This window comes from Streptomyces rubrogriseus (assembly GCF_027947575.1).
GTDB lineage: Bacteria > Actinomycetota > Actinomycetes > Streptomycetales > Streptomycetaceae > Streptomyces > Streptomyces rubrogriseus.
The window spans coordinates 5,296,573-5,310,130 of record NZ_CP116256.1 but is presented as its reverse complement, the minus strand read 5'-3'; the positions used below and the strand labels follow the sequence as shown (position 1 = coordinate 5,310,130).

The following is a 13,558-nucleotide window of genomic DNA, read 5'->3' as shown; positions in this document are numbered from 1 at the left end:
GGGCGGCGGCCCGGCCGGGTCAGCGCTCGCCGGGATTGCGCCGCAGCAGGTAGGTGTCCATGATCCAGCCCTTGCGCTCCCGGGCCTCCGCGCGCAGCCGCTCGATGCGGGGTGCGGCCTCGGCGATCGGGCCGGAGTCGAGTATCTCGTCCGGGGTGCCCAGGTAGGCGCCCCAGTAGATGTCGATGTCCTGGTCCGCGTACCGCCGGAAGGCCTGGTGGGCGTCCAGCATCACGACGACGTCGTCCGCGTCCTTGGGAAACCCCTCGGCCAGCCGCCGCCCCGTGGTGATCTGCACCGGGCGCGCCACCCGGTTCAGCCCCGTCCGGTGCCGGGCGACCAGCGAGGAGACACTGCTGATGCCGGGCACGACGTCGTACTCGAACGCGACCGAGCCGCGCTCCAGGATCTCCTCCAGGATGCCCAGCGTGCTGTCGTACAGCGCGGGGTCGCCCCAGACCAGGAACGCGCCGGTCTCGTCCTCGCCCAGCTCCTCGGCGATCAGCCGCTCGTAGATCCCGGCCCGGGCACTGCGCCAGTCCCCGACGGCGGGGGAGTACGCCGCGCCGCCCGCGCCGCGGTCCCGCTCGGGATCGCGCGCCTCGACGACCCGGTACGTCCCCTCCGGTACGTGCGCCTCCAGCATGTCCCTGCGCAGCCGCACCAGGTCGGACTTGGCCTCGCCCTTGTCGAGGACGAAGAACACGTCCGTGCCGCGCAGCGCCCTGACGGCCTGGAGCGTCAGCTGCTCGGGGTCGCCCGCGCCGATACCGATCACATGAATTGTCCGCACGGCACGAGTCTGCCGTACGCCACCGACCACGCCCCGGCCGGGCCGCCCCGACGGAACTCAGCCCCGGAGCCGGGGCGCCCGCGCCGCCGCGTCCACGGAACCGCCGCCCTCCACCTCGCCGGCCAGCTCCCGGGCCCACCCGGCGACCGCGCCCAGGTCCATCCCGTACGGCCGCTCCCGCCCGGCCCCCGACGCCGCCCACGCCGTGACGGCACCCGCCCCGCGCCGCAGCAGCCTCGCCCCACCGGTGGAGTTGCCGCGCGCCGAGTGGGTGAGCCCGACGGCGAGCTGGGCCATGCCCCGCCACAGCTCCCGCTCCTCCTCGGGCCCCGACTTCCAGGCGTCCTCGAAGACCTCGTGCGCGTGGAACGGCTTCCCGTCGTCCAGCAGCCGCTGCGCCTCGGCGACGGTCGCCTCCGGAGCCCGTACGACGCCCTCGGGCTGGCGCGGCACGCCGTCCGCGCCGTACGGCAGCGGGCGTCCGAGCCCGTCCCGCGGCCGGGCGTTGCGCGCCCGGCCCTCGTCGTCGCGGTCCCGCCCCTCCACCGGGCGGTCGGCGGCTGTGCTGTCCACGGGGTTGTCGGCAGGGCTGTTCATACGACCGATTGTCCCTCTCCCGCGCCCGCTTAGGCGCGGCCCCGTCCGTGGGGTAAAGTGCTGTCCGCGTGATCGCGCGGTTCACCGCACGAGACGACACCGGGACGTGGCGCAGCTTGGTAGCGCACTTGACTGGGGGTCAAGGGGTCGCAGGTTCAAATCCTGTCGTCCCGACGGTGTGAAGGGCCTTCACGGACGCGAGTCCGGGAAGGCCCTTCTTCGTGCCGTCCCCTCCCGAGGTCAGTCCCGCGGTCGCGCGCCCGCGGCGACGAGCAGGTCCGCCGTCTCCTGGTGCGGTCCGTTGGAGGCCCAGTCCAGCGGCGCCCGGCCGGTGCCGTGGTCCTCGCGCAGGTTCGGGTCGGCTCCGTACTCGAGGAGCGCGCGGACGGTCTCGGTGTGTCCCCAGCAGGCCGCCCCGCACAGCGGTGTGCCCTCCGAGCCGATTCCGCTCTCCGTGTCCGGCCGGGCACCGGCCGCGAGCAGTACGCGGACGATGTCGGTGTCCCCGTTCACGGACGCGAGGTACAGCGGGGTGCTCCCGGCCGGGTCCGCCGTCTCGGCGGGTGCTCCGGCCCGCAGCGCGGCCCGCACCCGCGCCGGCTCGCCGACGAGCGCGGCGTCGACGAGGCGCCGGGACAGTTTCTTGTGCTTTCGCCTGTTCACGCGAGCCGAGACTACTGAGTGCCCGACGTGAAGCGCACTTCGGATTCGAGACTCCCTCCCGCGTGCCCGCCCGGACACGGTCCCTCAGCCCGGTCAGTTCCTGACCAGCAGCTGGAAGTCGAACGCGTACCGGGACGCGCGGTAGACGTGCGTCCCGTACTCGACCGGCCGCCCGGTGTCGTCGTACGCGATGCGCCGCATGGTGAGCAGCGCGGCGCCCTCCCGCTCGCCGAGCCGCTCGGCCTCCGCGCGGGAGGCGATGCGGGCGCCGACGGTCTGGCGGGCGCTGTGCAGGGTGATGCCGCGGGCGCGCATCATCCGGTACAGACCCGTCGACTCCAGCCGGGCGTCGTCGAGTTCCAGCAGGCCCGCCGGAAGGTGGTTGCACAGCATCGCCACCGGCTGCCCGTGGGTGAGGCGCAGCCGCTCCAGGACGGCGACCTCGGTGCCCTCCGCGACGCCGAGGGCCGCCGCGACCTCGGCGGTGGCCGGGACGGCCTCGTTGCGCACCACCCGGGTCCCGGGGTCCTGTCCGGCCGCCTCCAGGTCGTCGTAGAGGCTGCTCAGCTCCAGCGGGCGCCTGACCTGGCTGTGCACCACCTGGGTGCCGACCCCGCGCCGCCGTACCAGCAGCCCCTTGTCGACCAGCGACTGGATGGCCTGCCGGACCGTCGGCCGGGACAGACCGAGGCGGACGGAGAGGTCGACCTCGTTGCCCAGCAGGTTCCCCGGTGCGAGGGCGCCGTGCTCGATCGCCGCCTCCAACTGCCGGGCCAGCTGGTAGTAGAGCGGCACCGGACTGCTCCGGTCCAGGGCGAAGTCCAGGGTGCCGGTCGCGGGGGCGGTCACGGCGCGTGCGGGGTCGCCGGTCTTCGCCATGGACGTACCTCCCTTGCGTAGGGGACTGACTGGGTGGCGGGGTGCCGGCGGGGTCAGAGGTGGCGGCGGCGGTCGGCGACCGCGCGCTCGTAGGCCGCCCGCGCGTCTGTGGCCGCCTCGCGGGCCGACACCTCGGCCACCGGCACGTCCCACCAGGCCTCCGCCGGGAGGGCGGCCGACGGGGGCGCCGTCTCGACGTACACACAGGTCGGGCGGGTCGCCGCGCGGGCCGTCGCCAGTGCCTCGCGCAGCTCCCGCACCGTCTTGGCGCGCAGCACGTCCATGCCGAGGCTGGCCGCGTTGGCGGCGAGGTCGACGGGGAGCGGGGCGCCGGTGAAGGAGCCGTCGGCGACGCGGTGACGGTAGTCGGTGCCGAAGCGCTCGGCGCCGACCGACTCGGACAGGCCGCCGATGGACGCGTAGCCGTGGTTCTGGACCAGGACCAGCTTCACCGGCAGGTTCTCCTGCACCGCCGTGACGATCTCGGTCGGGTTCATCAGGTACGTCCCGTCGCCCACCAGGGCCCACACGGGGGTGCCCGGCGCGGCCTGCTGGACGCCGAGGGCGGCCGGGATCTCGTAGCCCATGCAGGAGTAGCCGTACTCCAGGTGGTACTGGCGCGGGGAGCGGGCCCGCCACAGCTTGTGCAGGTCGCCGGGGAACGAGCCGGCCGCGTTGATCACCACGTCCTGGTCGCCGACGACGCCGTCCAGCGCGCCCAGCACCTGGGTCTGGGTCGGCACCGCGCCGTCGTCGTCGGCGCGGAACGCCGCCTCGACCGCCTCGGCCCAACGGGCCTTCCCGGTGCGGTACTCCGTCTCGTACGCCGCGTCCACCCGGTGTCCGGACAACGCCTCCGTCAGCGCGGTGAGCCCCGACCGCGCGTCGCACACCAGGGTGCCGGCGGCGAGCTTGTGGGCGTCGAAGGCGGTGATGTTGAGGTTCAGGAAGCGGACGTCCGGGTGCTGGAAGAGGGTGCCGGAGGCGGTGGTGAAGTCCGAGTAGCGGGTGCCGACGCCGATCACCAGGTCCGCGGTGCGGGCGAGGGCGTCGCTCACCGCGGTGCCGGTGTGGCCGATGCCACCGAGATCCGCCGGGTGGTCGTGGCGCAGCACGCCCTTGCCGGCCTGGGTGGAGGCGACCGGGATGCCGGTGGCGTCCACGAGCGCCCCGAGGGCCCCTTCCGCCTCGCTGTGGTGCACACCGCCGCCCGCGACGATCAGCGGGCGGGCGGCGGCCCGGACCGCCCGGACCGCCTCGATCAGCTCCGCCGGGTCGGGAGCCGGGCGACGTACCCGCCACACCCGGTCGGCGAAGAACTCCTCCGGCCAGTCGTACGCCTGCGCCTGCACGTCCTGGGGCAGTGCGAGGGTGACCGCGCCGGTCTCCGCCGGGTCGCTGAGCACGCGCATCGCCTGGAGCGCGGAGGCGAGGAGCGCCTCGGGCCGGGTGATCCGATCGAAGTACCGGGACACCGGCCGCAGGGCGTCGTTGACGGACACGTCGGCCTCGACCGGGTGCTCCAGCTGCTGGAGGAGCGGGTCGGCGGCGTGCGAGGCGAAGTAGTCGCCGGGGAGGAGCAGGACCGGCAGGCGGTTGACCGTGGCGAGGGCGGCGCCGGTGACCAGGTTGGTGGCACCGGGGCCGATGGAGGTCGTCACCGCCTGTGCGGACAGGCGGTTGAGCTGCCGGGCGTGGCCGACGGCCGCGTGCACCATGGCCTGTTCGCTACGGCCCTGGTGGTACGGCATCAGCTCGCGGTACTCCACGAGTGCCTGGCCGAGACCCGCCACGTTGCCGTGGCCGAAGATCCCCCAGGTGCCCGTGATCAGCCGGTGCCGTACGCCGTCGCGCTCGGTGTACTGCGCGGCCAGGAAGCGCACCAGGGCCTGGGCGGTGGTCAGTCGGCGGGTGGCGGCGACGCTCATGCGGACCTCTCCGGTGCGGTGTAGAGGGGCAGCCGGGGGTCGACCGGCTGGTCGGGCCAGGTGTCGCGGATCCAGGCGTGGTCGGGGTGGTCGCAGATCAGCCAGGCGCGTTCGGCCTCCGGCCCCGCCATGACGTTCAGGTAGTACATGTGGTGGCCGGGGACCGCCATCGACGGCCCGTGCCAGCCGTCGGGGATCAGCACGACGTCCCCGTCGCGCACCTCGGCGAGTACGTCGGTCCCCTGCCCCTGCCCGGACGGTGAGACGCGCTGGTAGCCGAGGCCGGGGGTGCCGTCGTGGGCCGCGAACTCGAAGTAGTAGATCTCCTCGAGCACCGACTCCTCGCCGGGGCGGTGCTCGTCGTGCTTGTGCGGCGGGAAGGACGACCAGTTGCCGCCCGGCGTGATGACCTCGACCGCGATCAGCTTGTCGCACTCGAAACCCTGTTCGTCACCGCCTCCGGCGGGGGCCGCCGCGCCGAAGTTGTTGACCTGCCGCGAGCAGTTCCCGGTGCCGCGCAGCTCCACCGGCACCGAGGACGCCGGGCCGTAGCGGGCGGGCAGGCGGCGGGTGCAGCGGGCGCCGGTCAGGGCGAACCGGCCGCCGCCGGTGGAGGTCAGGGTCGTGCGGGCGTCGCGGGGGACGTACGCGAAGTCCGTGACACCGCTGAACACGCTGTCCCGGCCGTCGAGTTCGAAGGTCTCCCGGCCGAAGTCGTCGGCGGTCGCGACCGTGCAGCCGCCGCTCAGCGGCAGCACGATCCACTCGCTCCCGCCGCTGTCGAAGGTGTGGCTGCCGCCGGGGGCCAGGTTCACCACGCGCAGGCCGGAGTAGCCCCAGCCCGCGCTCTCGGGCGTCACGTCCACGGCGTACGGGCCGTCGGCCGCCGCCTTGCCCGCGGGAAGGTGATACGTCATCGTCCGCTCCTCCGCCTCTCCTCGGTCACGGCAATCGGTCACAGCAGTCGGTCACGACAGTCGGCCACAGCAAACCCGGTCACAGCAGTCCCACGGCCGTGTCCACCGCCTCCTCCACGCTGCCCCCGGCCGGGTAGAGCAGCGAGCGGCCCACGACCATGCCCTGCACGGTGGGCAGCCGCAGCGCCTTGCGCCAGCGTTCGTAGGCCGCGGTCTGGTCCGCCGGGGAGCCCCCTATGTCGCCGCCGAGCAGGACCGCGGGCAGCGTGGAGGTCTCCAGGACCTCGGCCATGTCGTCCGGGTTCCGGGTGACGGGCAGTTTCAGCCAGGTGTAGGCGGAGGTGCCGCCAAGGCCGGAGGCGATGGCGATGGAGCGGGTCACGGCCTCGGCCGACAGGTCGTTGCGCACCCGCCCGTCGATCCGGCGGGAGATGAACGGCTCGACGAAGAGCGGCAGTTCACGTGCGGCCATGGCGTCCACCGCGCGGGCGCTCGCCTCCATCGTGGCCAGCGAGCCGGGGTCGTCGTAGTCGATGCGCAGCAGCAGCTTGCCCGCGTCGAAGCGCAGCCGGGCGATGTCCTCGGCGCGGTGGCCGGTGAAGCGGTCGTCCATCTCGAAGGCGGCGCCCGCGAGGCCGCCCCGGTTCATCGAGCCCATGACGACCTTGTTCTCCAGCACGCCGAGCAGCAGCAGGTCCTCCAGCACGTCGGCGGTGGCCAGTACCCCGTCGACGCCGGGCCGGGACAGCGCGGTGCACAGGCGCTCCAGCAGGTCGGCCCGGTTGGCCATGGCGAGCCGGCGGTCGCCGACGCCGAGCGCGCCGCGCGCCGGGTGGTCGGCGGCCACGATCATCAGGCGGCCCGAGTCGCCGATCAGCGGGCGGCGTACCCGGCGGGCCGCGGCCTCGGCGATCGCCTCGGGGTGCCGGGCGCGGACCGCGGTGAGGTCCGGGATGCTGGAGATGCTGCGGGACAAGGCTTTGCTCCGTTCAGGGAGTGGCTCGCGCGAGGAGGTCGTCGACCTCGGCCTCGGTGGGCATCGCGGAGGAACAGGCGAGACGGGAGGCGACGAGGGCGCCGGCCGCGTTGGCGTACCGCATGATCCGCTCCAGCTCCCAGCCGGAGAGCAGACCGTGGCACAGGGAGCCGCCGAACGCGTCGCCCGCGCCGAGGCCGTTGACCACCTCGACCGGGACCGGCGGCACCTCGGCCGACCGGCCGTCGCGGTGCACGGCGAGGACCCCCTTCGGGCCCTGCTTGACCACGGCCAGCTCCACCCCGGCCGCCAGCAACGCCTCGGCGCAGGCGCGGGGTTCACGCACGCCCGTGGCGATCTCGCACTCGTCCAGGTTGCCGACCGCGACGGTCGCGTGCCCGAGCGCCTCGGCGTAGTACGGGCGGGCCTGGTCCGGGTCGGCCCAGAACATGGGGCGCCAGTCCAGGTCGAAGACCGTGGTGCCGGACTTGGCGCGGTGGGCGAGGGCGGCCAGCGTCGCCGTGCGGCTCGGTTCCTCGCTCAGTCCGGTGCCGGTCATCCAGAAGATCGAGGCCGCGCGGATCGCGTCCAGGTCCAGCTCCTCCGGGCGGATCTCCAGGTCCGGTGCCTTGGGGCGGCGGTAGAAGTACAGCGGGAAGTCGTCCGGCGGGAAGATCTCGCAGAACGTCACCGGGGTCGGGTACGCGGCGACCGGGGTGACCCAGCGGTCGTCGACGCCGAACTCCTTCAGCGCGCCGTGCAGATAGCCGCCGAAGGGGTCGTCGCCCGTGCGGGTGATGACGGCCGTGGCGCGGCCGAGCCGGGCGGCCGCGACCGCGACGTTGGAGGCCGAACCGCCGAGAAACTTGCCGAAGGTCTCAACCTCCGCCAGGGGTACGCCCGTCTGCAGAGGATAGAGATCGACCCCGATGCGGCCCATCGTGATCAGATCGAAACGCGGGACTGACTCGGCCATGTGCGACGCTCCTTTGGCTGGGCGGGGGCCTGCCGCCTCCCAAGGTGTATGACTCCTGGACGACGCTGTCAATACTTTGTACTTACATTCGGACCTGTGAGTGAAATGATGTCTTGACAAAGTATTGACAGTGGGCGTCCCAAGGACTTGTATCCGGTCCCAGCGCAGCAACAGCCATTCTTCTCGGGTCTGGCACTCGGGTCTGGCACACGGCTCTCCCGTCGCACAGTCGCACAGTGAGGTGCAGGAAAAGATGGACCGCTCTTCGCACGCCCGCTCCCGCAGATTCGCCCCTGCCGTGGCCCTCGCCGCCGCCGCGGCCCTGACCCTCGCCGGCTGCTCCAGCAGCTCGGGCGGGAAGAAGGCCGACGAGGAGAGCGACGCGGGCGCCTCCGCGGGCAAGGCGAACACCCCCCGCATGACGGTCGCCCTGGTCACCCACCAGGCCCCCGGCGACACCTTCTGGGACATCGTCCGCAAGGGCGCCCAGGCGGCCGCCGACAAGGACAACGTCAAGCTCGTCTACTCCGCCGACCCGAACGCGGGCAACCAGGCCAACCTGGTGCAGAACGCGATCGACCAGAAGGTCGACGGCATCGCCGTCACCCTCGCCAAGCCGGACGCCCTGCGAAGCGTCCTCGACAAGGCGGAGAAGGCCGGCATACCCGTGGTCGGGCTCAACTCCGGTCTGGCGGACTGGAAGAAGCTCGGCCTGATGGAGTTCTTCGGCCAGGACGAGAGCGTGGCCGGTGAGGCGCTCGGCAAGCGGCTCAACGAGGACGGGGCCAAGAAGGCCGTCTGCGTCATCCACGAGCAGGGCAACGTCGGCCTGACCCAGCGCTGCGACGGCGTGAAGAAGACCTTCGAGGGGTCCATCGAGAACCTCTACGTCAACGGCACCGACATGCCCTCGGTGAAGTCGACCGTCACCGCCAAGCTCAAGCAGGACGGCGACATCGACCACCTGATCACGCTCGGCGCCCCCTTCGCCATGACCGCCGTGCAGTCGGTGGACGAGTCCGGCAGCAAGGCCAAGGTCGCCACCTTCGACCTCAACAAGGAACTGACCGGCGCCATCGAGAAGGGCGACATCGAGTTCGCCGTCGACCAGCAGCCCTACCTCCAGGGCTACCTCGCGGTCGACGGACTGTGGCTCTACAAGAACAACGGCAACTACAGCGGCGGCGGGGAGCAGCCGGTGCTGACCGGTCCGGCCTTCGTCGACAAGACCAACGTCAAGGCCGTCGCCGAGTTCGCCTCGAAGGGCACCCGGTGATGAGCATGGCCCAACAGGCTGAGCCGGCGGTGACCACACCGCCGGCCCCCGGCCCCAAACAGACCGACGGGCGCACCCGTGAGCGCTCCGTGGCGCTGCGGGTGCTCGCCCGGCCCGAGGTCGGGGTCTTCCTCGGCGCCGTCGCCGTGTTCGTCTTCTTCCTGATCGCCGCACCCACCCTCCGCGACGGCGGCTCCATGGCGACGGTGCTGTACCAGTCGTCCACCATCGGCATCATGGCGCTGCCCGTCGCCCTGCTGATGATCGGCGGCGAGTTCGACCTGTCCGCCGGTGTCGCCGTGGTCACCTCGGCGCTCACCGCGGGCATGCTCAGCTACCAGCTGACCATGAACGTCTGGATGGGCGTGGTCGTCGCCCTCGTGGCCTCGCTCGCCGTCGGCGCCTTCAACGGCTGGGTGCTGATGAAGACCGGCCTGCCGAGCTTCCTGGTCACGCTGGCCACCTTCCTGGTCCTCCAGGGCGTCAACCTCGCCGTCACCAAGCTCGTCACCGGCAACGTCGCCACCGACGACATCAGCGACATGGACGGCTTCGACCAGGCCAAGGCCCTGTTCGCCTCGTCCTTCGACGTCGGCGGCGTCGAGGTGAAGATCACGGTGGTGTGGTGGCTGGTCTTCGCGGCCCTGGCCACCTGGGTCCTGCTGCGCACCAAGTACGGCAACTGGATCTTCGCCGTCGGCGGCAGCCAGGAGTCCGCCCGCGCGGTCGGCGTGCCGGTCACCTTCACCAAGATCACGCTGTTCATGCTGGTCGGCTTCGGCGCCTGGTTCGTCGGCATGCACCAGCTGTTCTCATTCAACACCGTGCAGTCGGGTGAGGGCGTCGGCCAGGAGCTGATCTACATCGCCGCGGCGGTGATCGGCGGCTGTCTGCTCACCGGCGGCTACGGCTCCGCGATCGGCCCCGTCTTCGGCGCCTTCATGTTCGGCATGGTGAACCAGGGCATCGTCTTCGCGGGCTGGAACCCCGACTGGTTCAAGGCCTTCCTCGGCGTGATGCTCCTCGGCGCCGTCCTCATCAACCTGTACGTCCGCCGCGCCGCGACCCGGAGGTGATCGGAAATGACCAGCAAGACCCCCGCAGCCCCCGGCACCCACGGCGCCGTCCTGGCCGACCCCGCACCCGAGCAGGACCGACCCCTGGTCGAACTGCGCCGGGCCGGCAAGTCCTACGGCAACATCCGCGCCCTGCACGGCGTCGACCTCGCCGTACACCCCGGCCGGGTGACCTGCGTGCTCGGTGACAACGGTGCCGGCAAGTCCACCCTCATCAAGATCATCTCCGGGCTGCACCAGCACACCGAGGGCGAGTTCCTCGTCGACGGCGAGGCCGTGCGCTTCGGCACCCCGCGCGACGCGCTGGCCCGCGGCATCGCCACGGTCTACCAGGACCTGGCCACGATCCCGCTGATGCCGGTGTGGCGGAACTTCTTCCTCGGCTCCGAGATGACCAAGGGCCCCTGGCCCGTGCGCCGCCTCGACATCGCCCGCATGAAGCGGACCGCCGACGAGGAACTGCGCAACATGGGCATCGTCCTGGACGACCTCGAACAGCCCATCGGCACCCTCTCCGGCGGCCAGCGCCAGTGCGTGGCCATCGCCCGCGCCGTCTACTTCGGCGCCCGCGTCCTCATCCTCGACGAGCCCACCGCCGCGCTCGGCGTCAAGCAGTCCGGCGTGGTCCTCAAGTACATCGCCGCCGCCCGCGAACGCGGACTCGGCGTCATCTTCATCACCCACAACCCCCACCACGCCTACATGGTCGGCGACCACTTCAGCGTGCTGCGCCTGGGCACCCTCGAACTGAGCGCGGCCCGCGCCGACATCACCCTCGAGGCGCTCACCAACCACATGGCGGGCGGCGCCGAACTCGCCGCCCTCAAGCACGAGCTGGCGCAGGTCGGCGGAGTCGACGTGGAGGCGCTGCCCGACGACGCGGGCGCTGCGGAGAAGCCCGCCGCACCCGATACTGCCGACAGGACCGAGGCCGCGAATCCCGACGTCGCGGCATCCGACAGCACCGCATCCGGCACCGCCGAAGGGAAGGCCTGAGCATGCCCTCTGCCCTCGACCGCATCCGCGTCGGCTCGGCCCCCGACTCCTGGGGCGTCTGGTTCCCCGACGACCCCCGGCAGGTGCCGTGGGAACGGTTCCTGGACGAGGTCACCGAGGCCGGCTACGACTGGATCGAGCTGGGACCCTACGGCTACCTCCCCACCGACCCGGCCCGGCTCACCGACGAGGTGACCCGGCGCGGCCTCAAGGTCTCCGCGGGCACCATCTTCTGCGGGCTGCACCGCGGCCCCTCCGAGTGGGACGCCACCTGGGAACAGGTCGGCCGCGTCGCCGCCCTCACCAAGGCCATGGACGCGAAGCACCTCGTCGTCATCCCGTCCTTCTGGCGCGACGACAAGACCGCCGAGATCCTGGAGCCGCCGGAGCTGACCGGCGAGCAGTGGGTCCACCTCACCCGGGGCATGGAACGCCTGGGCCGCGAGGTGCGGGACACCTACGGTCTGGACATCGTCGTCCACCCGCACGCCGACACCCACATCGACACCGAGGAGCACGTCGAACGCTTCCTCGACGCCACCGACTCCGACCTGGTGAACCTCTGCCTGGACACCGGTCACTACGCCTACTGCGGCGGCGACAGCGTCAAGCTGATCGAGACCTACGGCGAGCGCATCGGCTACCTCCACCTCAAGCAGGTCGACCCGGTGATCCTCGCCGGGGTGCGCGAGGGCGGGGTGCCGTTCGGCCCGGCCGTGCAGCGCGGCGTGATGTGCGAGCCGCCCGGCGGCGTGCCGGAGCTGGGCCCGGTGCTCACGGCCGCCCAGGAACTCGGCGTCGACCTGTTCGCCATCGTCGAGCAGGACATGTACCCCTGCGAGCCGGACAAGCCGCTGCCCATCGCGGTACGCACCCGGAAGTTCCTGCGCTCCTGCGGAGCCTGAACCGGGCCGGCCGGCGGGGGACAGCATCCCGCCGGTGCCCCGCTCGGCGGGCCGTTGTCAGTGGCGCGCGCTAGCGTGCGAGCACTGACACCTCGTCCCGTTCCGGGAGGCACCCATGTCCTCGCGTCTCAACCCGTACCTCAGCTTCGACGGCGACGCCCGACCGGCGATGGAGTTCTACGAGCAGGTGTTCGGCGGCACCCTGGCGCTGAACACCTTCGGCTCGGCCGGCATGCCGGACCCCGCCTACACCGACAAGATCATGCACGGCATGCTGGAGACACCGAGCGGCTTCACCCTGATGGGAGCCGACACCCCGCCCGGGATGGAGTACACGCCGGGGAACACCTTCGCGGTGAGTCTCAGCGGCGACGACGCCGCCGAGCTGCGCGGCTACTGGGAGAAGCTGTCCGCCGGCGGTTCCGTCGCCGTGCCCCTGGAGAAGCAGATGTGGGGCGACGTCTTCGGCATGTGCACGGACCGGTTCGGCGTCACCTGGATGGTGAACATCAGCGAGCCGGCGGGCTGACCGGGCAGCCCGCCGGACCGTGAACCCGCCGCACCCCCTCAGCCGCGCCGCACCTCGGCGATCGTCACCGGCCGGTGCTCGTGCAGCGACAGCGTGCACGCCTCGGCGATCCAGCCCGCCTCCAGCGCGTCCTCGACCGTGCAGGGCGAGGTGCGGGCGCCGGCGACGACCTCGGTGAACGCGGTCAGCTCCGCGCGGTAGGCGGCCGTGAAGCGGTCCATGAAGAAGTCGTGCGGAGTACCGGCCGGGAACGTCACGCCCGGCTCGACCGAGCGCAGCGGCAGCCGGTCCTCCAGTCCGACGGCGATCGAGTCGTCGAAGCCGTGGATCTCCATGCGGACGTCGTACCCGCGGGCGTTGTGGCGGCTGTTGGAGACCACCGCGATGGTGCCGTCGTCCAGGGTGAGCACCGCGCCGGTGGTGTCCGCGTCGCCCGCCTCCCTGATGTAGTCGGCACCGCGGTTGCCGCCGACGGCGTAGACCTCGCTCACCTCCCGGCCCGTCACCCAGCGGATCGAGTCGAAGTCGTGCACCGAGCAGTCCCGGAAGATGCCCCCGGAGGCGGCGACGTACGCGGCGGGCGGTGGGGCCGGGTCCAGCGTGGTCGACCGTACGGTGTGCAGCGGTCCCAGCTCACCGCTGCGCACGGCGGCCCGCGCTGCGGCGAACCCGGTGTCGAAGCGGCGCTGGTAACCGATCTGGACCGGCACGTCGCGGCCCGCGAGCGCCTTGAGCACCTCGACGCCCTCCGCCATGGTGCGGGCGACGGGCTTCTCGCAGAAGACGGGCACACCGGCCTCGACGGCGGCCAGGATCAGGTCCGGGTGGGCGTCGGTCGCCGCCGCGACCACCACACCGTCCACACCGGCGGCGAGCACGGCCTCCGGCGAGTCCGCGACCTCGGCACCGAACCGCTCCGCGGCGGCCTTCGCGGCGTCCGCGAACGGGTCGGCGACGACGAGCGAGCCGACGGAGTCGAGTCCGGCGAGGGTCTCGGCGTGGAAGGCGCCGATGCGGCCGAGGCCGAGGATTCCGATACGCATGTGG

General features: G+C 72.2%; 14 protein-coding genes and 1 tRNA gene. 6 read left to right on the top strand and 9 right to left on the bottom strand.

All coding sequences use genetic code 11. The features are described 5' to 3' along the window. Positions 1–19: 19 nt before the first annotated feature. Both cobF and Sru02f_RS24310 read right to left on the bottom strand, forming a co-directional pair. On the bottom strand, positions 20–793 hold the full coding sequence (gene cobF, locus Sru02f_RS24315; protein WP_109028753.1) for a precorrin-6A synthase (deacetylating): 774 nt from the start codon (positions 791–793) through the stop codon (positions 20–22). A gap of 57 nt (positions 794–850) precedes the next feature. Then, entirely contained in the window at positions 851–1,390 is a 540-nt protein-coding gene (locus Sru02f_RS24310; protein ID WP_109028754.1) for a DUF309 domain-containing protein, read from the bottom strand. A gap of 100 nt (positions 1,391–1,490) precedes the next feature. Here Sru02f_RS24310 and Sru02f_RS24305 point away from each other — a divergent pair. Then, positions 1,491–1,564 (top strand) — tRNA-Pro (locus Sru02f_RS24305). 66 nt (positions 1,565–1,630) lie between these two features. On the opposite strand, the gene Sru02f_RS24300 is transcribed toward Sru02f_RS24305, so the two are convergent. From Sru02f_RS24300 to iolC, 6 genes are all read right to left on the bottom strand, one after another. Continuing rightward, the gene (locus Sru02f_RS24300) at positions 1,631–2,053 is read right to left on the bottom strand and encodes an ankyrin repeat domain-containing protein (RefSeq protein ID WP_109028755.1); all 423 of its coding nucleotides are present in this window, start codon (positions 2,051–2,053) and stop codon (positions 1,631–1,633) included. A gap of 93 nt (positions 2,054–2,146) precedes the next feature. Continuing rightward, positions 2,147–2,932: a GntR family transcriptional regulator gene (locus Sru02f_RS24295; protein WP_109028756.1), complete on the bottom strand. Its 786-nt coding sequence runs from the start codon at positions 2,930–2,932 to the stop codon at positions 2,147–2,149. A gap of 53 nt (positions 2,933–2,985) precedes the next feature. Further along, on the bottom strand, positions 2,986–4,860 hold the full coding sequence (gene iolD, locus Sru02f_RS24290) for a 3D-(3,5/4)-trihydroxycyclohexane-1,2-dione acylhydrolase (decyclizing) (RefSeq protein ID WP_109028757.1): 1,875 nt from the start codon (positions 4,858–4,860) through the stop codon (positions 2,986–2,988). Next, positions 4,857–5,777, bottom strand: a complete 921-nt coding sequence (iolB, locus tag Sru02f_RS24285; protein ID WP_109028758.1) for a 5-deoxy-glucuronate isomerase — start codon at positions 5,775–5,777, stop codon at positions 4,857–4,859. The genes iolD and iolB overlap by 4 nt, the downstream gene beginning before the upstream one ends. A gap of 79 nt (positions 5,778–5,856) precedes the next feature. Next, positions 5,857–6,753, bottom strand: coding sequence for a Cgl0159 family (beta/alpha)8-fold protein (locus Sru02f_RS24280; RefSeq protein WP_109028759.1), 897 nt, complete (start codon positions 6,751–6,753; stop codon positions 5,857–5,859). Positions 6,754–6,766: 13 nt separating this feature from the next. Continuing rightward, positions 6,767–7,729 carry a 5-dehydro-2-deoxygluconokinase gene (gene iolC / locus Sru02f_RS24275; protein WP_109028760.1) on the bottom strand — a complete coding sequence of 321 codons (963 nt, stop codon included), beginning with the start codon at positions 7,727–7,729 and terminating at the stop codon, positions 6,767–6,769. Between the two features lie 253 nt (positions 7,730–7,982). Here iolC and Sru02f_RS24270 point away from each other — a divergent pair, with 253 nt between their 5' ends. The 5 genes from Sru02f_RS24270 (at position 7,983) to Sru02f_RS24250 (ending at position 12,511) form a co-directional block, all read left to right on the top strand. After that, positions 7,983–9,005 carry a sugar ABC transporter substrate-binding protein gene (locus Sru02f_RS24270; RefSeq protein ID WP_109028761.1) on the top strand — a complete coding sequence of 341 codons (1,023 nt, stop codon included), beginning with the start codon at positions 7,983–7,985 and terminating at the stop codon, positions 9,003–9,005. After that, positions 9,005–10,081, top strand: a complete 1,077-nt coding sequence (locus Sru02f_RS24265) for an ABC transporter permease (protein ID WP_164271538.1) — start codon at positions 9,005–9,007, stop codon at positions 10,079–10,081. The genes Sru02f_RS24270 and Sru02f_RS24265 overlap by 1 nt, the downstream gene beginning before the upstream one ends. Before the next feature lie 6 nt (positions 10,082–10,087). Next, positions 10,088–11,077: an ATP-binding cassette domain-containing protein gene (locus Sru02f_RS24260; RefSeq protein ID WP_109028763.1), complete on the top strand. Its 990-nt coding sequence runs from the start codon at positions 10,088–10,090 to the stop codon at positions 11,075–11,077. Positions 11,078–11,079: 2 nt separating this feature from the next. Further along, positions 11,080–11,982: a sugar phosphate isomerase/epimerase family protein gene (locus tag Sru02f_RS24255; protein ID WP_109028764.1), complete on the top strand. Its 903-nt coding sequence runs from the start codon at positions 11,080–11,082 to the stop codon at positions 11,980–11,982. A gap of 115 nt (positions 11,983–12,097) precedes the next feature. Beyond that, entirely contained in the window at positions 12,098–12,511 is a 414-nt protein-coding gene (locus Sru02f_RS24250) for a VOC family protein (RefSeq protein ID WP_109028765.1), read from the top strand. A 38-nt stretch (positions 12,512–12,549) separates the two neighbouring features. Here Sru02f_RS24250 and Sru02f_RS24245 read toward each other — a convergent pair whose 3' ends face one another. Next, positions 12,550–13,554 (bottom strand): Gfo/Idh/MocA family protein, encoded by a 1,005-nt coding sequence (locus tag Sru02f_RS24245; protein ID WP_164271527.1) that lies wholly within the window; start codon positions 13,552–13,554, stop codon positions 12,550–12,552. Positions 13,555–13,558 lie beyond the last annotated feature (4 nt).

Coding starts and splice junctions, on each gene's coding strand:
- Sru02f_RS24310 (WP_109028754.1), bottom strand. CDS start 1,390: ATGAACAGCCCTGCCGACAACCCCGTGGACAGCACAGCCGCCGACCGC.
- Sru02f_RS24295 (WP_109028756.1), bottom strand. CDS start 2,932: ATGGCGAAGACCGGCGACCCCGCACGCGCCGTGACCGCCCCCGCGACC.
- iolD (WP_109028757.1), bottom strand. CDS start 4,860: ATGAGCGTCGCCGCCACCCGCCGACTGACCACCGCCCAGGCCCTGGTG.
- iolB (WP_109028758.1), bottom strand. CDS start 5,777: ATGACGTATCACCTTCCCGCGGGCAAGGCGGCGGCCGACGGCCCGTAC.
- iolC (WP_109028760.1), bottom strand. CDS start 7,729: ATGGCCGAGTCAGTCCCGCGTTTCGATCTGATCACGATGGGCCGCATC.
- Sru02f_RS24270 (WP_109028761.1), top strand. CDS start 7,983: ATGGACCGCTCTTCGCACGCCCGCTCCCGCAGATTCGCCCCTGCCGTG.
- Sru02f_RS24265 (WP_164271538.1), top strand. CDS start 9,005: ATGAGCATGGCCCAACAGGCTGAGCCGGCGGTGACCACACCGCCGGCC.
- Sru02f_RS24260 (WP_109028763.1), top strand. CDS start 10,088: ATGACCAGCAAGACCCCCGCAGCCCCCGGCACCCACGGCGCCGTCCTG.
- Sru02f_RS24255 (WP_109028764.1), top strand. CDS start 11,080: ATGCCCTCTGCCCTCGACCGCATCCGCGTCGGCTCGGCCCCCGACTCC.
- Sru02f_RS24250 (WP_109028765.1), top strand. CDS start 12,098: ATGTCCTCGCGTCTCAACCCGTACCTCAGCTTCGACGGCGACGCCCGA.
- Sru02f_RS24245 (WP_164271527.1), bottom strand. CDS start 13,554: ATGCGTATCGGAATCCTCGGCCTCGGCCGCATCGGCGCCTTCCACGCC.